At 72.0% G+C, this 19,937-nt stretch carries 18 protein-coding genes and 5 tRNA genes; 15 read left to right on the top strand and 8 right to left on the bottom strand.

Translation table 11 applies throughout. The annotated features are described in order from the left end of the window. Nucleotides 1–3 precede the first annotated feature (3 nt). Nucleotides 4–345 (bottom strand): hypothetical protein, encoded by a 342-nt coding sequence (locus ACFYWI_RS18805; RefSeq protein WP_389233465.1) that lies wholly within the window; start codon nt 343–345, stop codon nt 4–6. Between the two features lie 100 nt (nt 346–445). Next, nucleotides 446–805 carry a hypothetical protein gene (locus ACFYWI_RS18800; protein ID WP_389233126.1) on the bottom strand — a complete coding sequence of 120 codons (360 nt, stop codon included), beginning with the start codon at nt 803–805 and terminating at the stop codon, nt 446–448. Between the two features lie 115 nt (nt 806–920). Between ACFYWI_RS18800 and ACFYWI_RS18795 the strand changes: the two genes are divergently transcribed. The 9 genes from ACFYWI_RS18795 (at nt 921) to ACFYWI_RS18755 (ending at nt 13,320) form a co-directional block, all read left to right on the top strand. Next, the gene (locus ACFYWI_RS18795; RefSeq protein ID WP_389233123.1) at nt 921–1,568 is read left to right on the top strand and encodes an HAD-IA family hydrolase; all 648 of its coding nucleotides are present in this window, start codon (nt 921–923) and stop codon (nt 1,566–1,568) included. Nucleotides 1,569–1,901: 333 nt separating this feature from the next. Beyond that, complete coding sequence (locus ACFYWI_RS18790) at nt 1,902–3,020, top strand: methionine ABC transporter ATP-binding protein (protein ID WP_389233120.1); 1,119 nt, start codon at nt 1,902–1,904, stop codon at nt 3,018–3,020. Next, entirely contained in the window at nt 3,017–3,688 is a 672-nt protein-coding gene (locus ACFYWI_RS18785; protein ID WP_389233117.1) for a methionine ABC transporter permease, read from the top strand. Before ACFYWI_RS18790 ends, ACFYWI_RS18785 begins: the two co-directional genes overlap by 4 nt. A 74-nt stretch (nt 3,689–3,762) precedes the next feature. Next, nucleotides 3,763–4,623 (top strand): MetQ/NlpA family ABC transporter substrate-binding protein, encoded by an 861-nt coding sequence (locus tag ACFYWI_RS18780; protein WP_389233114.1) that lies wholly within the window; start codon nt 3,763–3,765, stop codon nt 4,621–4,623. A gap of 129 nt (nt 4,624–4,752) precedes the next feature. Further along, complete coding sequence (locus tag ACFYWI_RS18775; RefSeq protein ID WP_389233110.1) at nt 4,753–5,454, top strand: GNAT family N-acetyltransferase; 702 nt, start codon at nt 4,753–4,755, stop codon at nt 5,452–5,454. Between the two features lie 116 nt (nt 5,455–5,570). Continuing rightward, a complete protein-coding gene (gene cbiE, locus ACFYWI_RS18770; RefSeq protein ID WP_389233107.1) occupies nt 5,571–6,824 on the top strand; it encodes a precorrin-6y C5,15-methyltransferase (decarboxylating) subunit CbiE in 1,254 nt (417 codons plus the stop codon). 310 nt (nt 6,825–7,134) lie between these two features. Continuing rightward, entirely contained in the window at nt 7,135–10,542 is a 3,408-nt protein-coding gene (gene cobT, locus ACFYWI_RS18765; protein ID WP_389233104.1) for a nicotinate-nucleotide--dimethylbenzimidazole phosphoribosyltransferase, read from the top strand. Between the two features lie 644 nt (nt 10,543–11,186). Continuing rightward, nucleotides 11,187–12,416 carry a uroporphyrinogen-III C-methyltransferase gene (cobA, locus tag ACFYWI_RS18760; RefSeq protein ID WP_389233101.1) on the top strand — a complete coding sequence of 410 codons (1,230 nt, stop codon included), beginning with the start codon at nt 11,187–11,189 and terminating at the stop codon, nt 12,414–12,416. A gap of 85 nt (nt 12,417–12,501) precedes the next feature. Beyond that, nucleotides 12,502–13,320 carry a TrmH family RNA methyltransferase gene (locus ACFYWI_RS18755; protein WP_389233098.1) on the top strand — a complete coding sequence of 273 codons (819 nt, stop codon included), beginning with the start codon at nt 12,502–12,504 and terminating at the stop codon, nt 13,318–13,320. Between the two features lie 9 nt (nt 13,321–13,329). On the opposite strand, the gene ACFYWI_RS18750 is transcribed toward ACFYWI_RS18755, so the two are convergent. Then, a complete protein-coding gene (locus ACFYWI_RS18750) occupies nt 13,330–14,502 on the bottom strand; it encodes a serine/threonine-protein kinase (protein ID WP_389233095.1) in 1,173 nt (390 codons plus the stop codon). A 232-nt stretch (nt 14,503–14,734) separates the two neighbouring features. Between ACFYWI_RS18750 and ACFYWI_RS18745 the strand changes: the two genes are divergently transcribed. The 4 genes from ACFYWI_RS18745 to ACFYWI_RS18730 all read left to right on the top strand — a co-directional run bounded on the left by ACFYWI_RS18745 (nt 14,735) and on the right by ACFYWI_RS18730 (nt 17,325). Continuing rightward, on the top strand, nt 14,735–14,998 hold the full coding sequence (locus tag ACFYWI_RS18745) for a hypothetical protein (protein ID WP_389233092.1): 264 nt from the start codon (nt 14,735–14,737) through the stop codon (nt 14,996–14,998). A gap of 188 nt (nt 14,999–15,186) precedes the next feature. Beyond that, nucleotides 15,187–15,393, top strand: a complete 207-nt coding sequence (locus tag ACFYWI_RS18740; RefSeq protein WP_389233089.1) for a hypothetical protein — start codon at nt 15,187–15,189, stop codon at nt 15,391–15,393. Nucleotides 15,394–16,018: 625 nt separating this feature from the next. After that, entirely contained in the window at nt 16,019–16,984 is a 966-nt protein-coding gene (locus ACFYWI_RS18735) for a phosphotransferase family protein (RefSeq protein WP_389233086.1), read from the top strand. A gap of 68 nt (nt 16,985–17,052) precedes the next feature. Next, on the top strand, nt 17,053–17,325 hold the full coding sequence (locus tag ACFYWI_RS18730; protein ID WP_389233083.1) for a zf-TFIIB domain-containing protein: 273 nt from the start codon (nt 17,053–17,055) through the stop codon (nt 17,323–17,325). A gap of 62 nt (nt 17,326–17,387) precedes the next feature. Here ACFYWI_RS18730 and ACFYWI_RS18725 read toward each other — a convergent pair. The 5 genes from ACFYWI_RS18725 to ACFYWI_RS18705 form a co-directional block, all read right to left on the bottom strand. Then, nucleotides 17,388–17,462 (bottom strand) — tRNA-Val (locus ACFYWI_RS18725). Between the two features lie 49 nt (nt 17,463–17,511). Beyond that, nucleotides 17,512–17,583, bottom strand: a tRNA-Val gene (locus ACFYWI_RS18720). An 18-nt stretch (nt 17,584–17,601) separates the two neighbouring features. Further along, nucleotides 17,602–17,673, bottom strand: a tRNA-Val gene (locus tag ACFYWI_RS18715). A gap of 1 nt (nt 17,674) precedes the next feature. Beyond that, nucleotides 17,675–17,748 (bottom strand) — tRNA-Cys (locus ACFYWI_RS18710). Nucleotides 17,749–17,785: 37 nt separating this feature from the next. Further along, nucleotides 17,786–17,858, bottom strand: a tRNA-Gly gene (locus ACFYWI_RS18705). A gap of 167 nt (nt 17,859–18,025) precedes the next feature. Between ACFYWI_RS18705 and ACFYWI_RS18700 the strand changes: the two genes are divergently transcribed. Together ACFYWI_RS18700 and ACFYWI_RS18695 are read left to right on the top strand one after the other, a co-directional pair. Then, nucleotides 18,026–19,084 carry a chorismate-binding protein gene (locus tag ACFYWI_RS18700; protein ID WP_389233080.1) on the top strand — a complete coding sequence of 353 codons (1,059 nt, stop codon included), beginning with the start codon at nt 18,026–18,028 and terminating at the stop codon, nt 19,082–19,084. Beyond that, nucleotides 19,081–19,911, top strand: coding sequence for an aminotransferase class IV (locus ACFYWI_RS18695; protein ID WP_389233078.1), 831 nt, complete (start codon nt 19,081–19,083; stop codon nt 19,909–19,911). The genes ACFYWI_RS18700 and ACFYWI_RS18695 overlap by 4 nt, the downstream gene beginning before the upstream one ends. Nucleotides 19,912–19,937: the final 26 nt, after the last annotated feature.

Raw genomic sequence — 19,937 nt, 5'->3', positions numbered from 1 at the left:
CCGCTATGCCCGCAGGCTGCGTGAGCGGCGCAGCCACAGCATGCCGGTGACCGGCAGCAGCACCGGGATGAAGACGTAGCCCTTCCCGTACGCCGACCAGACGGTCGAGTCGGGGAACGCAGAGGGCTCGAGCACCGTCCAGGTTCCGACGATCAGTACGCCCGCGAGCTCGGCGGCGCAGCACGCCAGCGCCGCCCTGCGGGCCGTCTCCCCGCCGCGCACCAGGGTGTACGTGATGAACGCGTACACCACGGCCGCGACCGCGGACAGGACGTGGGCCAGCGGCGCCGTGTCGAAGTCGGTGAGGATCTCGTAGACCGAGCGCGACACGGCGCCGACCGACATCACCCCGTACAGCCACACCAGCAACAGCCCCGGGCCGTTGACCAGCCGGGTGCGCTGCCGCGTGTTCCGCTGCGTGCCGTCGGTGACGGGCTCGGCCACGTCAGCCTCCCCAGATGTCGTGGAGCCGTACTTCGAGGACCGCCAGCACCACCGCGCCGGCCGCCACGGTCGCCGATCCCCAGCGGGTGCGCTCGGCCAGCGAGAGAAAACCGGCCGCCGGCACGGCCGCGAACGCGCCGATCAGATAGGACACGAAGATCGCGGTGCCGTCGTGCGCCTTCTCGCCCCGCGCCAGCTGCACGATGCCTACCACCAGCTGCGCGAACGCGAGCACCGTCACCACGGCCATGCCGATGAAGTGCCGGTCCTTGGTGGGCTGATCGCGGTATGCGGCGAAACCGCACCACGCGGCGAGGGCGATCGCGGCCACGGCGACCGCGACCGTCAGGGCGTCGAGCATGGCTGAGAGACTATTACGGTCCAAAGGGCCCGATGCGTCCGGCCCCGGCAGTGCGCGACGGCGAGTGCAGGGCGGCGGCAGGGGACCGCTCCCGGTGGGTTTAGGGTCGAGCACCATGAAGCTCCACGCCGAAGCCCTGCTGTTCGACAACGACGGAACCCTCGTCTCCTCGCTGGAGTCGGTGAACCGCTGCTGGACGCGGTGGGCGCACGAGTACGCGATCACGGCGGAGGACTTCGCCCGTATCGAACTGCACGGCCGTCCGGCCGTGGAGATAGCCGCCGATCTGCTGCCCGCCGACGTCGTGCCCGAGGCACTGGCCCGCATCGAGCAACTCGAGGTCGAGGACGTGCCCCAGGGTGTGCTGCTGCTGCCCGGCACCGCCGCGCTGCTTGCGCAGCTGCCGGCCGAGCGCTGGGCCGTGGTCACCTCCGCGACCCGCCGGCTGGCCGAAGCCCGCCTCGAAGAGGTGGGCATACGGCCCAAGACGATGATCGCCGCCGATGACATCACCCGCGGCAAGCCCGACCCCGAGCCGTATCTCCTCGCGGCCGAGCGACTGGGAGCGGACCCTGCCCGTTGTGTCGTCTTCGAGGACGCTCCGGCAGGCCTCGCCGCGGGGCGCGCGGCCGGCATGAAGACCGTGGCCTTGACCACAATGCACCGCCGCTCCGAGTTGATCGCCGACGTGGTGGTCACCGACCTGTCCGCCGTGTCCGCACTGGCCACGGCCCACGGCGTGGAGATCACCACGGCGGAGTGACCTGTCCACATACTGTGTACAGGATGTCCGCTATACGGACACTCCCGATAGGTTCACCATGCAGTCTGCTTTACTTGCCGACATGACCAGGACGAGCAGCCGCACCCTTGCGACCGAGGCGATCACGACGCCCGGTGCTCGTTGTATGTGTCGAATGTGCGCCTTCTGAGGGCCCCTGCCTGAGCCTCGCGCCCCGAAGCGAGGCCCACAGCCGCGCCCTGTCCGGTCGTCCGCGTGACGCATCGGACCGAGCCCTGCCCCGCGCGCACGTCGCTCCCGGCCACCAGCCGAACCGCCGTACTGCGCCGGACTGTCCGAACAGTGAATTGCCCCGTGCCCGGCGGACACCTCGCCGTGCACTCGACAGTGACGGAAACCCCTGTGATCACCACTACGGGCCTTACGAAAATCTATCGGGCTCACCATTCCCGAGGCCGCGAGGTCACCGCCCTGGACGGCGTCGACCTGCACGTCCGTGAGGGCGAGGTCTTCGGAGTCATCGGCCAGAGCGGGGCCGGAAAGTCCTCGCTCATCCGCTGCGTCAACCTCCTCGAGCGCCCCACCTCCGGCACCGTGACCGTTGCCGGCCAGGACCTCACCGCGCTCGCCGGACGCGGCAGCCGCGCCTCCAAGGAACTGCGCGAGGCGCGCAGCCGCATCGGGATGGTCTTCCAGCACTTCAACCTGCTGTCCTCGCGCACCGTGAAGGACAACATCGAGCTGCCCCTGGAGATCCTGGGCATCTCGGGCGCCGAGCGCTCACGCAAGGCCCTGGAACTGCTCGACCTGGTAGGCCTCGCCGACAAGGCCAAGGCCTATCCCGCCCAGCTCTCCGGCGGTCAGAAGCAGCGCGTCGGCATCGCCAGGGCACTGGCCGGCGATCCCAAGGTGCTGCTGTCCGACGAGGCGACCAGCGCCCTGGACCCCGAGACCACTCGCTCGATCCTGCAGCTGCTGCGCGACCTCAACCGGCAGCTGGGACTCACCGTGCTGCTCATCACGCACGAGATGGAGGTCGTCAAGACGATCTGCGACTCCGCCGCGCTGATGAAGAAGGGCCGGATCGTCGAAACGGGCACGGTCGGCGAACTGCTCGCGACCCCCGGCTCCGAACTTGCCCACGAGCTCTTCCCGGTGGGCGGTGAGCCCTCCGGCCCCGACCGCACGGTCATCGACGTCACCTTCCACGGCGAGGCCGCCACCCAGCCGGTGATCTCCCAGCTCTCCCGCACGTACAACGTCGACATCTCGATCCTCGGCGCCGCCATGGACACCGTCGGTGGCAAGCAGATCGGCCGGATGCGCATCGAACTGCCCGGCCGCTACGAGGAGAACGTCGTCCCGGTCGGCTTCCTGCGCGAGCAGGGCCTCCAGGTCGATGTCGTCGAGGAGGACGCACCGGTCGCCGTTCCGGCACAGAGCACCCCGCTGGTGAAGGAGGCCGTCAAGTGACCTGGTCGGAGATGCAGCCCCTGCTCGGCCAGGGAACCATCGACACCCTCTACATGGTGCTGTGGTCCACCCTCGTCACCGTCGCCGGCGGACTGCCGCTCGGCGTGCTGCTCGTCCTCACCGACAAGGGCGGACTGCTGCAGAACACCCCGGTGAACAAGGTCGTCGGCGTCATCGTGAACATCGGCCGCTCGCTGCCGTTCATCATCCTGCTGATCGCGCTGATCCCCTTCACCACGCTGGTAGTCGGCACCTTCATCGGCCCCACCGCGATGATCGTGCCGCTGGCCGTGGGTGCCATCCCGTTCTTCGCCCGGCTCGTCGAGACGGCCATCCGCGAGGTCGACCACGGGCTGGTCGAGGCCGTGCAGTCCATGGGCGGCTCGATCCCCACGATCGTCCGCAAGGTACTGCTCCCGCAGGCCCTGCCCTCGCTCGTCTCCGCCGTCACCACCACCGTGATAGTCCTCGTCGGCTACTCGGCGATGGCCGGCGCGGTCGGCGGCGAAGGCCTCGGATCCAAGGCCGTCACCTACGGATTCCAGCGCTTCGAGACCCAGTTCATGCTCATCACGGTCGTCATCCTGATCGCCATCGTCACGGTGGTGCAGCTGATCGGCGACGGCGTCGTACGGCTGCTGGCCCGCCGCGGCCGCACCGCGAGCTGACCCCGGACCACATCCCACACAGCCCGCACTCCTTGTCCGGGCGTCGTTCCACCCATCAGAAAGAGGCACTTTTCGTGCGTAAGAACATCAAGCTCACCGCGGCTGCCACCGCCACCGCCGCTCTCGCCCTCGGCCTCAGCGCCTGCGGCACCGCGTCCGACCCGGCCGCCACGTCCGAGTCCGGTGCCAAGGCCGACGAGTCCAAGGCGCTCGTCGTCGCGGCCTCCCCGACGCCGCACGCCGACATCCTGAACTTCGTCAAGGACAACCTCGCGAAGAAGGCCGGACTGAACCTCGAGGTGAGGGAGTTCACGGACTACGTCCTGCCGAACACCGCCACCCAGCAGGGCCAGGCCGACGCCAACTTCTTCCAGCACAAGCCCTACCTCGACGACTTCAACAAGAAGAACAAGACCACCATCGTCCCGGTCGTCAATGTCCACCTCGAGCCGCTCGGCCTCTACTCCAAGAAGGCCAAGGACCTGGCGGCCGTCAAGGCCGGCCAGACCATCGCCGTGCCCAACGACACCACCAACGAGGGCCGCGCCCTGGCGCTGCTGGCCGACAACGGCCTGATCACCCTCAAGGACGGCGCCGGCACCGATGCGAAGCTGTCCGACATCAAGGACGCCAAGGGCCTGAAGTTCAAGGAGCTGGAGGCCGCCACGCTGCCCCGCGCCCTGAACGACGTCGACGCCGCGGTCATCAACGGCAACTACGCCATCGAGGCCGAGCTCGAGCCCGCCACCGACTCCCTGGTGCTGGAGAAGGCAGAGGGCAACCCGTACGCCAACTTCCTCGCCGTCAAGGAGGGCAACGAGAAGGACGCGCGCGTGCAGAAGCTCGCGAAGCTCCTCAACTCCCCCGAGGTGAAGAAGTACATCGAGGACACCTACAACGGATCCGTGGTCCCGGCCTTCGGACCCGCGCAGTAGGGTTCCCCCTGCCCCTCCCCAATCAACAGCGCTGCCACGGCACTTGACGCAGGCCCCGTGCACCGACCAAGGTGCGCGGGGCCTCGTCGTAGCGGCACCCGGCCATGCACCGTCCCCGCGTGGTGTTGCATGCTGTGCCTTTACGGCTACGACCCTCCTCACACGGTCTTCGGCATGGAGCTGCGCATGACTACCACCTTCCCGGACGTGTCCATCAGCACGGAGCGGTTGGTGCTGCGCCCCTACGAGGACGCCGACATCGCGGCACACACCGAGATGATGAACGACGAGCTGGTCACCGCCTGGACGTCCGTACCCCACCCGTACACGACGCGGGACTCCGAGGACTGGGTGCGCAGGATCGCTCCTGCAGAGCGCGCGGAAGGCCGCGGCATCGTCCTCGCCGTCACCGAGTTCCTCACCCAGCGGCTCGTCGGCACCGTCCATCTGCAGAACACCGACTGGCGCACCCTCGCCACCGAGGTCTCCTATGTCACCGCCCCGTGGGCGCGCGGGGAGGGCTACGCCACCGAATCCGTGCTCGCGGTCGCCCGCTGGCTCTTTCGCACCCAGGGCTTCGAGCGCATCGAACTGCGCACCGCCGCCGACAACACCGCCTCCCAGCAGGTCGCCCAGAAACTCGGCTGCATAAGCGAGGGCGTCCTGCGCAACTCCTGGATCGTGCGCACCCGGCCCGATGACGACCCCGACGGCCACTGGAGCGAGGCCCGCACCGACCTGATCGTCTGGAGCCTGCTCCCCGAGGACCTCGACGGCGTCGTGGACCAGCTGGCCGACGCCGGCTACGCCTCCTTCACCGACTGGAACTGATACCGGCCCCGGCGGGCCACCGGCCGCGACCCGCCCACGCCGACTCCAGGTACGCTCGCCATGCCCACGCGTGCGGGACAGCCCCGACCTGCGACAACACCAGGAGACTGACGACAATGGCCGACCGGGTCACGGTGATCGGCTGGGACGGTTCGCCGCTCACCCAAGCGGCCAGGTCCGCGCTGACGGCCGCCACCCTGGTGGCCGGCGCAGCCCATCATCTGGCGCTGCCCGAAGTGCCACCGAGCGCCGAACGTATCCGGCTCGGCAGCGTCGACCTCGCCGCCCGCCGGATCGCCGGACACCGCGGCAGTGCCGTCGTCCTCGCCGACGGCGACCCGGGCTTCTTCGGCGTCGTCCGCACCCTGCGCGCGCCCCGGCACGGCCTCGAGGTCGAGGTCGTGCCCGCCGTGTCCTCCGTGGCCGCCGCCTTCGCCAGGGCGGGCATGCCCTGGGACGACGCCCAGATCGTCGTCGCCCACGGCCGCACACTGCGCCGGGCGGTCAATGTGTGCCGCGCGCACACCAAGGTCGCCGTCCTCACCTCGCCGGGCGCGGGCCCCGCCGAGCTCGCGCTGCTGCTCGACGGCGTCCACCGCACCTTCGTCATCTGCGAGGAACTGGGCACCGACCGGGAACAGGTCACCGTCCTCACTTCCGACAAGGTCGCCGACCATGTGTGGCGCGACCCCAACGTCGTCATCGTCATAGGCGGCACCGGCAGCGCCGCGGGGACCGGAGCCGGAGGCTGGATCGCGGCCCGCGAGCCCGGCTTCCCGCCGGCCCCGCGCGGCTGGGCGCTCCCCCCTGCCGACGAGGAGGCTCCCCCGGCCGGGGAAGGCGAGTGGGCCGGGCTGCGCGCGGTCCAACTGGCCCGGCTCGGGCCCCGCGTCGGCGACCTGCTGTGGGACATCGGCTGCGGCGGCGGAGCGCTCGCCGCCGAGGCCGCCAGGTTCGGCGCCGCCGTCATCGCCGTGGACTCCGACCCGGCCGCCTGCACCCGGACCGAGGCCGCCGCCCGGCGCCTCGGCGTCCAGCTCCAGGTGGTGCACGGGCGCGCCCCCCATGTGCTGGAACGGCTGCCCGAGCCCGATGTCGTACGGATCGGGGGCGGGGGAGCGGATGTGGTCACCGCCGTCACGGACCGGCGGCCGGAGCGCATCGTCACGCATGCCTCGACCCGTGACGAGGCGGAGGCGATCGGCGCGGCCCTGGCGGCCGGCGGGTACGCGGTCGAGTGCGCCCTCCTCCAATCGGTCGAACTGGACACCGTCGCCTGGTCGGAACGGGAGCGCTCGGTCGTCTTCCTGCTCTGCGGCCGACAGCCCGAGCCACGCCCCCGCCCGGTGCCGGCGGACGGCCCGAGGTAGGCTGGCCGATCGTCGTACCGCACCTGGGCATTCGTCGGTTCGTTCGTCAATGTCCGGAAAAAGGGGTCGCTTTGGTCCCGGGATGTGGTACGTCGGAACCGGGGGGTCGCGCGACGTGGCGCAGCCCACAGCGGTCCGCGGCGGATCTCACTGTCGTGGCGGCGAACGACGGCGACAATTGCCTGGGGTCCGTGGGTCAATCGTGCCGCGCGGCGCACACGCTCGTTCTTGTTGACGGGCGTCAGGTGCGACGCGATCGGGCGCCCCGGGCGATGGGCGAAGGAGCAACCGATGGGCGAGGGGTACGCGCATGACTGACACCGGCCAGATCCCGGGCGAGGGGCTGCCGGAGAACGCAGGCATGGTGGAGCAGCCGGGCATCCCCGCTCCCGGCACGTACACCTACCGCGACCCCTCCGAGCACACCCCGGAAGAGGACGACCTGCTGCTGATGCCGAGCGCACAGGGCGCCTGGAGCGATCCGCCGCAGGCAGGGGCGCCCGTGGCGCCGATGCTCGCGGGTCAGCTGCCGGGGGTACCGGGCGCGCCCATCGCCGAGCAGTACGCGGCGGTTCCCATGGGCGATGCCCTGACCAGTGAGTACCAGCACGTCGCGTACCAGCCGGAGTATCAGATGCAGGGCCCGCAAGGAGCCGACCAGCCGACGATGGACCACCTCGGCGCACCCGCACCCGAGCCGGTGGCCCCGCAGATGGCGGAACCCGTCGCGCAGGAGCCCCTCGCTCCGGAGGCACCGGAGGGCGCCGCGATGCCCTTCGCCCCCGAGTTCGTGGCCGTGGCGCCGATGGCTCCGGTCGAGGCCCAGCAGGCCGCGGGCGTGCCCGAGGCGGCCGCGTACGGGGAGGAGCCGCTCGTCCAGGCACAGGGCACCATGTCTGTCGTCCCGGGCGTCGCACCGGCCGAGGCGGTCGTCGTGGAGCAGGGAGCCCCGCAGGCGGCAGCTCCCGTTGTGGCCGAGCCCCCGGCGTCGGCCCACGAGGCCGGTGCTCATGAGGCGGGCGGTCGCGACTCGGGCGCGGTGGACCTCGGAGGCGTACGTGAGCCGGCGGCGGCGACCTCCGCCATGCCGACCCCGCCGCCCTCCCGCCGCCCGCTGCACATGGGCCCGCCGGTGCCCGACAACTCCGGCGGCGTGGTCCGCTCCCTCGCCGATCGCGGCCCCGCCGACACACCACCGCATGCCATGGCCGTGCGGAGCACCCCTGCACCGCCCGTGTCGGGGCTGGAGTACCTCGACGCGCCCCGTGACGATGCGGCGGCGATGCTGCCCGGGCCACAACTGGGTGAGATTCCGCCGCAGGCCGGGATCCCGTGGGACCCGCAGCCGCCGGTGTACGCGGAAACGGTCGTCCCGCAGCCCGAGCCTGTGGTCGAGGCAGCGCCCGAGCCGGCGCCCGCCCCGGAGCAGGCGGTGGCCGAGGCGACCGTTCCGGGTCCGCGGGTCGGCGGCTCGGAGCATTCCGCCGTAGCGCCACTCGCCGACGAGGCTGTTGCCGCCGAGCCGGTGGTCGTGGACCAGGCTGTCGTCGAAGATCCGGTGGTCGTGGAGCAGGCTGTCGTCGAAGAGCCGCTGGTCGTGGAGCAGGCTGTTGCCGCCGAGCCGGTGGTAGCCGAGGAAGCGGTCCCCGAGCAGGTGGCCGCCGACAGCGAGCCTGCCGTACAGCAGCTCGTGACCGAGCCCGCACCGGTCGCCGTCACGGAGCCGGAGCCTCTGACCCAGTACGAAGCGGCACCCGTGCCCCCGGCCGAGTTCGTGGCCGAGGCCGAGCCCACGACCGAGCCCGTTCCCCCAGCCGCCCCCGAGTCGGAAGGCGAGCCTCGGACCGTACCGGTGGCCGCGTCCGTACCCGCCCCCGGGTCGGCCACCGCTCCCGATGCCCTGCCCGCCCCCGAATCGGCTCCCGCCGCCGAGGCGGTCGACGGCACCGAGGGCATCGAAGGTGTGGAGGACGTCGCGGGGGCGACGGGTCCCGCGCCCGGCTACGACGATGCCGAGCGCGAGGCCGTGCTGCGTGTGATGCGCGAGCGCCGGGACATCCGCAACGGCTTCCGTTCCGACCCCATCCCGCACGAGGTGCTGCTGCGCGTTCTCGAGGCCGCGCACACGGCGCCGAGCGTCGGCCACTCCCAGCCATGGGACTTCGTGGTCATCCGCTCCGCGGAGACGCGCCGCACGATGCACGAACTCGCCCAGCGCCAGCGCGAGGCGTACGCCAAGTCGCTGCCCAAGGGCCGGGCCAAGCAGTTCAAGGAACTGAAGATCGAGGCCATCCTCGACACCCCGGTGAACATCGTCGTCACCGCCGACCCGACCCGCGGCGGCCGCCACACCCTCGGGCGCCACACCCAGCCGCAGATGGCGCCGTACTCCTCCGCGCTCGCCGTGGAGAACCTCTGGCTCGCCGCCCGTGCCGAGGGCCTCGGCGTCGGCTGGGTCAGCTTCTTCGACGAGCGCGAGATGGTCCGCGCCCTCGGCCTGCCCGAGCACCTCGAAGTGGTCGCGTACCTGTGCGTCGGCTACGTCGACGAGTTCCCCGAGGAGCCCGAGCTGATGCAGGCGGGCTGGTCCAAGCGCCGTCCGCTGTCCTGGGTCGTCCACGAGGAGACGTACGGCCGTCGTGCGCTGCCCGGTGAGGAGCCGCACGACCTGCTCCAGGAGACCGTCGCCAACATCCGTCCGCTGGACGCCAAGGCGCTCGGCGAGGCCTGGGAGCGGCAGAAGCGGATGACCAAGCCGGCCGGCGCGCTCGGCATGCTGGAGATCATCTCCGCGCAGCTCTCCGGTCTGTCCCGGATGTGTCCGCCGCCGATCCCGGAGCCCGCGGCCGTGGCGATCTTCGCCGGCGACCACGGTGTGCACGCCCAGGGCGTCACGGCCTGGCCGCAGGAGGTGACGGCCCAGATGGTCGCCAACTTCCTGGGCGGCGGGGCGGTGTGCAACGCGTTCGCCAATCAGGTCGGTGCCGAGGTCTGTGTCATCGACGTGGGCGTGGCCGGAGATCTGCCCGCCACGCCGGGCCTGCTGCCGCGCAAGATCAGGCCGGGTACCTCCGACTTCACGACCGGGCCCGCACTGACCCGCGAGGAGGCACTCTCCGCGATCGAGGTCGGCATCGAGACGGCCCGCGATCTGGTGGCGGCGGGCAACAAAGCACTGCTCACCGGCGAGATGGGCATCGCCAACACGACCACGTCCGCGGCGCTGATCTCGGTGTACACGGACGCGGACCCCGCCGAGATCACCGGCCGCGGCACGGGGATCAACGACGAGATGCACGCGCGCAAGGTGGACGTGGTCCGCCGGGCACTGGAGTTGCACACCCCGGACCCGGCGGACCCGATCGGGGTTCTCGCGGCGGTGGGCGGCCTGGAGCACGCGGCGCTGGTCGGCTTCATCCTGGGCGGCGCCTCCCTGCGTACGCCGGTGGTGCTGGACGGCGTGAGCGCGGGCGCGGCGGCGCTGGTCGCGCGTGCGATCGCCCCCGAGGCACTGGCGGCCTGCATCGCGGGCCATCGCAGCGCCGAGCCGGGGCATGTCGCAGCCCTCAACAAGCTGGGCCTGCGCCCCCTGGTCGACCTGGACCTCCGCCTCGGCGAGGGCACAGGAGCCCTGCTTGCGCTCCCGGTGGTCCAGAGCGCGGCCCGCGCGATGCACGAGGTGGCGACGTTCGACTCGGCGGGCGTGACGGAGAAGTAGCCGGAGCCTGCCCACCCGTACGCACCTGAGGTGCGTACGGGTCCGGCGCGGCGGTGCCCGGGGGTCCGCTCGCAGGGCCACTCGTCGCGGAGGCGCGGGGGTCGGTACCCGCTCGGATCCCCTCCGCCGGGCATGTGCGGCCCGACCGCCTCCGGGGCGTCGGGGCGCATTGCGGGCCGGCGAGCTTCCGTGCTCCGCAGGCACATGCCGCCACGCGCAGGGTGCCGAGCTGCGTACGCGGCCGGATGTTCACGTCCAGCGCGTGCGGGCTTCCGGGCCGTCAAGGCGCTGCGGGACGGCGAGCTTCCGTGCTCCGCGATCCGCGGAGCAGGCGGCCGGGGGCGCCAGGTGCCCGAGCCCGTCGGCTCCTCCCTCCACGGTCGGCCGACCATGGGCCGCGCGGCGGGGCGGGGCCCGGGAACCCGCCCCCCAGCGCCGACCCTGCACGGCCGCCGCCGACGCACGCGTCGGTGCGACGCCACCGAAGCGTCCTCGCGTCTCGCAGCTCGGCCACCGATACCCCCCGCACCCCCCGCCCCGTAAGGTGGTCGCAGGCAACAGCCCCCGTCCCACCAGCCGCTTCACCGACGCAGCGGTTCCGTATCCGCACGTAGCGCCGTCCCGTCCGAGGAGCCCGCACCGTCATGGCCGACCACGCCGAGCACCCCGCCTACCCCGTCGGTCTTCGCCTCTCCGGGCGACGCGTCGTCGTCATCGGCGGCGGACAGGTCGCCCAGCGCAGGCTTCCCGCGCTCATCGCGGCCGGTGCCGACATCGTCCTCGTGTCGCCGTCCGCGACGCCGTCCGTCGAGGCGATGGCCGAGGCGGGGGAGATCCGCTGGGAGCGGCGCCGGTACGTGGAGGGAGACCTCGCCGACGCCTGGTACGCGCTGGTCGCCTCCTCCGACCCGCAGGCCAACGCGACCGCCTCCGCCGAGGCCGACCGCACCAGGACCTGGTGCGTACGCAGCGACGACGCCGAGGCCGCCACCGCCTGGACGCCCGCCACCGGCCGCAGCGAGGGCGTGACCGTCGCCGTCCTCACCGGACGCGACCCCCGCCGCTCCGCCGCCGTCCGGGACGCGATCGTCGAGGGCCTGCGCGACGGCAGCATCGCGGCCCCCCACCACCGCAGCCGGGCCCCGTTCGTCGCCCTCGTCGGAGGCGGCCCCGGCGACCCCGATCTGATCACCGTGCGCGGCCGCCGGCTGCTCGCCGAGGCGGACGTCGTCATCGCCGACCGGCTCGGCCCGCGCGACCTGCTCGACGAACTCCCGCCGCACGTCGAGGTGATCGACGCCGCGAAGATCCCGTACGGCCGCTTCATGGCCCAGGAGGCCATCAACAACGCGCTGATCGAGCACGCCAAGGCCGGCAAGGCCGTCGTACGGCTCAAGGGCGGCGACCCGTTCGTGTTCGGCCGCGGCATGGAGGAGGCCCAGGCGCTCGCCGAGGCAGGCATCCCCTGCACCGTCGTGCCCGGTATCTCCAGCTCGATCTCGGTGCCCGGGGCCGTCGGCATTCCGGTCACCCACCGCGGCGTCGCCCATGAGTTCACGGTCGTCAGCGGGCATGTCGCCCCGGACGACCCGCGCTCGCTCGTCGACTGGAAGTCCCTGGCCCGGCTGCGTGGCACGCTGGTGATCCTGATGGGCGTCGACAAGATCGGTGCCATCGCCCAGGCGCTCATCACGCACGGCAAGGCGCCCGGGACACCCGTCGCCCTGGTGCAGGAGGGAACGACCGCCGCCCAGCGCCGCGTCGACGCCACCCTCGCCACCGTCGCCGAGCGGGTCCGGGCCGAAGAGGTACGGCCGCCCGCGGTGATCGTCGTCGGCGATGTCGTCGGTGTCGGAGTGGGCCTGCCCGAGTAACCGGTCCGACGGCTCGCGTAACCAGCGGTAAGGGATCCCCGCGCGAGCCGTTGGCACTCCACCCCGAAGAAGGCAGTATCACCCTGTGGCTGATCTCATCACTGTCGAGGACCCCGACGACCCGCGCCTGCGCGACTACACGGGCCTGACCGACGTCGAGCTGCGCCGCAAGCGCGAGCCCGCCGAGGGCCTGTTCATCGCGGAGGGCGAGAAGGTCATCCGCCGCGCCAAGCAGGCCGGTTACGAGATGCGCTCGATGCTGCTGTCCGCCAAGTGGGTCGACGTCATGCGCGACGTCATCGACGAGGTGCCCGCGCCCGTCTACGCGGTCCACCCCGACATCGCCGAACGCGTCACCGGCTACCACGTCCACCGCGGCGCGCTCGCCTCCATGCAGCGCAAGCCGCTGCCGACGGCCGACGAACTGCTCCGGACGGCCCGCAGGGTGGTCGTCATGGAGTCGGTCAACGACCACACCAACATCGGTGCCATCTTCCGCAGTGCCGCAGCCCTCGGCATGGACGCGGTGCTGCTCTCCCCGGACTGCGCCGACCCGCTCTACCGCCGTTCGGTGAAGGTCTCCATGGGAGCCGTGTTCTCCGTCCCGTACGCCCGGCTCGACACCTGGCCCAAGGGCCTGGAGTCCGTACGGGAAGCAGGCTTCAGGCTGCTCGCCCTGACCCCCGACGAGAAGGCCGCGGCCATCGAGGAGGCCGCACCGCACCGGCTGGAGCGGGTGGCGCTGATGCTCGGCGCGGAGGGCGAGGGCCTGTCCACCAAAGCGCTGATGGCCGCCGACGAGTGGGTGCGCATCCCGATGGCGCACGGCGTGGACTCGCTCAATGTCGGCGCGGCGGCGGCCGTCGCGTTCTACGCGGTCGCGACGGGGCGTCCCGAGTCCTGATCCGCCGGCCTACAACTGCTGCGCGGCGGCGATCCCCAGCGCCACGATCAGCGTGACGACGAAGAACACGATGATCCGCTGACGCAGCAGCCGCGGGTTGGCGGGCCGCCGTCCGGCGGAGGTGGTCCGCACGCCGGGTCCCGTGCCCGGACGGCCGTTCGTACGGCCGGTGTTGCGCGGCGGTCGCGAGCCGCCGGTGCGCGACGACGACTGCGGGCGGGGCAGGGACGTGCTCCCTGTACCCCGGTCGAGGCGCTCCGTACGGTCTGCGCGGTCCCCGTACCGCGAGGTCGGCCGGGAGGGCTCCACGCGCTCCCGCTCCCTTTCCCGCTGGGCCGGTGGCCGCGCCTCGGGCAGCCCCTGCGCCTCCCTGGCCGCGATCTCCTTGAGACGCATGGACAGTTGAAGCGTGCTCGGTCGTTCGTCGGGGTCCTTCGCCAGACAGGCCGACACCAGAGGCGCCAGCGCGTCGGGTACCCCGTACAGGTGCGGCTCCTCGTGCACCACCCGGTACAGCATGACCTCCGAACTACCGTGCCCGAACGGTGAGTCGGCGGTCGCCGCGTACGCGAGCGTGGCGCCCAGCGCGAAGACGTCGGTGGCCGGGGTGACCACCGCGCCACGCACCTGCTCGGGAGCGAGGAATCCGGGCGAGCCCACCGCCGTACCGACATGGGTGAGCGTGCTGGCGCCGGTCGCCCAGGCGATGCCGAAGTCGATGATCCGGGGGCCCTTGGGGGACAGCAGGATGTTCGACGGCTTCAGATCCCGGTGCACCACACCGGCCTCGTGCACCGCTACCAGCCCCTCGGAGAGCGCCGCGCCGATGGCGGCCGCCTCGGCGGCGGACAGCGGGCCCTCCTCGGCCACCTTGTCGTGCAGGGACGGCCCCGGGACGTACTGGGTGGCGAACCAGGGGCGGTCGGCCTCCAGATCGGCGGCCACCAGCCGTGCCGTGCAGCCGCCGCGGATACGGCGCGCGGCCGACACCTCGCGGGCGAACCGCAACCGGAACTCCTGGTCCTCTGCGAGATCCGGCCGGATCACCTTCAGCGCGACCCGCTGACCACGGCGGTCGGACCCCAGATAGACGACGCCCATGCCGCCGGCGCCGAGCCGCCGGTGAAGCCTGAACGAGCCGACGACACGCGGGTCCTCGCGCCGGAGCCGCATCATCGCCATGTCCGTCCCCTACCTACGGTGGGATGCCCCACCCCGCTGCCCGGTCGTCGTCCGCTTGACGTGGCACAGCTTACGTACCGCCGAGCCGGTGTGCTCATAGGCCGCGCCCTCGCGATCCGATCGATTGTCAGTGCCGGGTGCGAGACTTGAGGGGTGGTCAGGGGTTGCCGGATCCGCTTCTCCCGACCCGTGCGAGATCTCAACGGTCAGTCGCAGAAGGGGGATTGGATCGATGAAGGGTGACCGCGTGGAGATAGTGGTGGACGCGGGAGACACAACCCGTACGTATGAAGTGGTGGCGAGCAGGGCGGGCCGCCGGGTCGAGACGGCGGTGCGAAGAGGGGTGGTGGAAGTGAGCGAAGTCACGCGGTCCGGATCGGTGGTGCGTACGGCCCGTTTCATGGCCAACCGGGTGCTGGCCCTGGTCGAGCAACCCGTGCCGCGCGAGGACGACTCGGAGCACGAGCGTCCCCTCCGGGAAGACCCCAAGTCCTAGGGCCGCGTCTCCACCCAGGGGAGTACGCCGTGGGGTGACGGCTCATCCTCCGGGAGGCCCGGGAAGCGGGACCCGGGCATGACGCCCCGGTGCCGCCGCCTGCCTAGTGTTGATGTCAAGCGGCGGGTGGCGCACTCGTCCCCCGAGGTCAGACACCCGCCGCTGCCAACCACGACAGGAGAAGGACCATGGCGGACACGGCATCGCGGACGATGATCCGCACGCAGGGACGCAAGGCTTTCGCCGCGTTCGGCGGCAGCCCGTCCGGCACGCGCCACCCGCTGGTGGCGACGGCGATGGTCCTCCCTCTCGCGGCCCTGCTGGTGGTCGTCTTCGGCGGCTGGGATGCGGTGGTCACACAGGCGTCGTCCGTGGGCGTGATGCTGGGGCGCTGAGCGGCGCCCCGGGCCCGGAAGAGCGGTCCGGGCCGGGGACATCCGGCCAACAGCCCCGTGGGGACGGGGGTGCGGCGGACGGCAGCGTTTGGCCGGTCAGCTGGGGAGCTGACCGGCCATCGCGCGTTTGCTCGCCGAAGCTCGCGGGGGCATGGACTCCGGGCCGGTCCGGTCCAGGGGGTACGCCCCCGGGCGCGCCTGTCCGGTTTCGGGTCGGGCGCCGTGGTCGCATGAGCGGGGTCCGCGGACTGCTCCCTCCCCGCGCTTCGCGCGAGTTGCGCCGCTTTACGTCCGGGCACCCCGCTCCTGCGACGCCGTCCCCCTCAGGTGGACGGGCGGCCGCGGGACGGTCGTCGTTCGCTCCGTGGGCAGTTGCTTCCCCCGGGGGACACGTGCGGGCTTGCGCCGACGCGGGGTGGTCCGGTCGGCAGGGGTCGTGTCCGGGACCTCAGGCGTCGTAAGTCTTGAGCGGGCAAGCGGCCAGCGCCACGCACACGGCCCCGGCCGCCCGGGAGACGCGCACCCCCGAGGGCGCAGCGCTCGCGGGCGCGGCCGAGGACGGGGTGGCCATCCCGGTCCGCCGCGTAAGCTCCCGGCGGAGACCGCAGCGCACCCGGGGGAGACCGTGACCGCATCAGTCGTACGCGCGCTGGTCGACGCGGCCCGGGACGCCGCTCACCGGCCGCCGGTCATGCACGCATGCCCGGCATGTGGCCGGGACGAGGCCGTACTCGCCGACCGGGCCGACGGTGTCGTCGTACGGCACGGGGATGCCGTCGCCAAGGCGCACGCCCCCGGTACCGACCCGGAGGGGCACCGCGTCCGGGTCGCCGTGGCCGGGCACCCGGCCCTCGCCGGCATCCTGCTGGCCCCGCTCCCGCTGCGCGCGAGCGATACGCACGGCCGGCCGGTCACGGCGTGGCCCTACGGCGCCCCCGTCGACCCCGCGGACCCCGACGCCGCCCCCTGGGAGGAGGCCGCGGCCCTCCTCGCGCGCCTGCACAGGGTGGAGACCGCCGCACTCCCCGGCCCCCTGCCCCCCATGCGCGGCCCCGCCAAGGCCGCAGCCGCCATGGCCCGTATGCAAGCCGCGGCAGCAGGCCATCCCGCCGCCGGCACCGTCCGCCGGGCCTGGGCGCGGCTGCCGGCCTGGGCCCGCGACGAGGCACCCGCCCCGTACCGGAGCACCCTGTGCCACGGCGATCTGCATCTCGGCCAGCTCGTCCGTCATCCCGCGCCCGGCGGCGCCTGGCTGCTGATCGATGTCGACGACCTCGGGCTCGGCAACCCCGCCTGGGACCTCGCCCGCCCCGCCGCCTGGTACGCGGCGGGCCTGCTGGCCCCGCAGGCCTGGCAGCGGTTCCTCGGGGCGTACACCGCCGCGCACGGCCCGGCGGTCCCCGCGACAGGTGATCCGTGGCCCCGGCTCGACGTCCCGGCCCGCGCGCTGACCGTCCAGACCGCCGCCCTCGCGCTGGCGAAGTCGGCAGCCGAGCAGCGCGATCCCGACGACGTCGAGCAGATCATGATCGACAGCTGTGCCCGAATCGCCACACTCCCACCCGAGTTGGAGTGCGACCCTTCGTCGTAGGGTGAACTTCTCGTCGCCGGGCAGGCATCCCGGCGACGTCGACCGAACGGCGAGGAGCTGAGCAGAACATGCAGTGTCCCAAGTGCCACGCAGCGATGCACACGTACAACCGCAACGGGGTCCAGATCGAGCAGTGCAGCGGCTGCCGGGGGATATTCCTCGACTACGGGGAGCTGGAGGCCCTGACCCGTCTCGAGTCGCAGTGGACGCAGCAGGCGCCCCCCGCGCCTCCGCAGGCCTACCCCGCCGCCCCCGCGCCCGCCTGGGGCGCGCAGCACCACGGCAGCCACCACGGAGGCCACCACCAGCGCGGCTTCGGCCGGATGCTCTTCTCGTCCTGACCGTCCCGGTCGCACCGCAGACGTCACAGCCCCCGTCCGTCGAAACGGCCGGGGGCTGCGGCTGGTGCGCGATACTGGGATTGAACCAGTGACCTCTTCCGTGTCAGGGAAGCGCTCTCCCGCTGAGCTAATCGCGCGGGTCCCCATGCCTAAGGCCGGGGCGAACCTGCTGGTGGTGCTCCTGCGTGCGCGATACTGGGATTGAACCAGTGACCTCTTCCGTGTCAGGGAAGCGCTCTCCCGCTGAGCTAATCGCGCGGGGATCCGGGGATCCAGTGGACGATACTGGGATTGAACCAGTGACCTCTTCCGTGTCAGGGAAGCGCTCTCCCGCTGAGCTAATCGTCCTTGGAGGTGGAGACGGGATTTGAACCCGTGTAGACGGCTTTGCAGGCCGTTGCCTCGCCTCTCGGCCACTCCACCCGGAGTGCAGGGGTTCGGGAAGAATCCCCCATTCTCGAGCGGACGACGAGATTCGAACTCGCGACCCTCACCTTGGCAAGGTGATGCTCTACCAACTGAGCCACGTCCGCTTGTCGTTTCCGTTGCGCTTACGCGTCCCGGCGACGTGTTGAACTCTAGCGGATTCCTCGGCCAGCACAAAAACGCGTTTCCGCAGCGTGCTGAGGTGTGTTCGTGTCACAGCAGGTCATCCGCGGCTCATCGGCACCTCATCGTCCCCGGTCATACACTCACAGACGTGCATGACCTTGCTCCTCTGGCCCGCTTCGGCGGCCTTGTCGCCACCGATCTACGGGATGTGACCAGCGACCCCGCGGCCCTGGACTCCGCCGGCTTCTGGGCCGTCGCCGCGGACTTCGAGGGCCGTCTGACGTGTGCCCGCTTCGGCGACGTCCGCTCCGAGCCGGTGCCTGACCCGATGCCCGGGCAGTGGCACGGCCCGGCCGCGGGCGACTGGACGTCGTCGCTGGACCGGGCCGCGTACATCGCGGGCGTGCACCGGATCCGTGAGCACATCGCGGCCGGCGAGGTCTACCAGGCGAACCTCTGCCGTGTGCTCTCCGCGCCGCTGCCCGACCCGGCAGGGGCCGACGTCGACGCGCTGACCGCACTGCTGGCCCGCGGCAATCCGGCGCCCTACGCAGGAACGATCAGGCTGCCCGCGCACGGAGTGGAGATCGCGACCGCCTCTCCCGAGCTGTATCTGCGGCGCATCGGGGACACCGTGGAGTCCGGCCCCATCAAGGGCACCGGCCGTACCGCCGAGGACCTGCTCGACAAGGACCACGCCGAGAACGTCATGATCGTGGACCTCGTCCGCAACGACCTCGGACGGGTCTGCGCCACCGGCAGCGTGAGCGTGCCCGCACTGTGCGCCGTCGAGCCCCACCCCGGACTGGTGCACCTGGTCTCCACCGTGCGGGGCGAACTTCCACGGGGCGCGGGCTGGCGGGAGCTGCTCGCGGCCACCTTCCCGCCCGGGTCGGTCACCGGAGCGCCCAAGTCCAGCGCGCTGAAGATCATCGGGGCGCTGGAGACCGCGCCCCGCGGACCGTACTGCGGCGGCATCGGCTGGGTGGACGCCGACCGCGGTACCGGAGAGCTCGCCGTCGGCATACGTACCTTCTGGATCGACCGCACACCGGTCGGGGTTCCCCAGCTCCGCTTCGGTACCGGCGCGGGGATCACCTGGGGATCGGACCCCGGGCGGGAGTGGGCCGAGACCGAACTGAAGGCATCGCGGCTGCTCGCGGTAGCGTCGGGCGCATACGCGGCAAGCGGAAGGACAGCTGGATGAAGCTTTGGGTCAACGGCGGACTCAGGGACGCCGAGGACGCGCGGGTGTCGGTCTTCGACCACGGACTGACCGTGGGCGACGGCATCTTCGAGACCATCAAGGCGGTCCACGGACAGCCTTTCGCTCTCACCCGCCACCTCGACCGGCTGACCCGCTCGGCTGCGGGCCTCGGACTGCCGGAGCCCGACCATGACGAGGTCCGCCACGCGTGCGAGGCGGTCCTGGCCGCCAACCCGACGCCGCTGGGCCGGCTGCGCATCACCTACACCGGTGGCCTCTCACCCCTTGGCTCCGACCGCGGCGAGCAGGGCCCGACCCTCGTCGTCGCCCTCGGTGAGAGCACCCGCCGCCCCGACACCACCGCGGTGATCACCGTCCCCTGGACGCGTAACGAGCGCGGCGCGGTGACCGGGCTGAAGACGACCTCGTACGCGGAGAACGTGGTCGCGCTCGCCAGGGCGCGCGAGCACGGCGGGTCCGAGGCACTGTTCGCCAACACCGTGGGGCAGCTGTGCGAGGGCACCGGCTCCAATGTGTTCGTCGTCCTCGACGGCGAACTGCACACCCCGCCCGTCGCATCCGGCTGCCTGGCGGGCATCACCCGCGCCCTGATCGTGGAGTGGGCGGGGGCCCGGGAGACCGACCTGCCCCTGGACGTACTGGAGCAGGCCGAGGAGATCTTCCTCACGTCCACACTCCGCGACGTCCAGGCCGTTCACCGCGTCGACCGCCGCGCGCTGGTGGACGCGCCGGGACCCGTCACCGCGAAGGCCATGCGGATCTTCGACGAGCGCGCGGCCGCCGATCCGGATCCGCGACCTCGGTAAAACGTGGTGACGCGCGGCCGCGGGAC

The sequence above is a fragment of the Streptomyces sp. NPDC002889 genome (genome assembly GCF_042888425.1).
In the GTDB taxonomy this organism is placed as follows: Bacteria; Actinomycetota; Actinomycetes; order Streptomycetales; family Streptomycetaceae; genus Streptomyces.
Note: the sequence above shows the minus strand (reverse complement) of the source record. Positions and strands in the feature narration are given on the sequence as shown.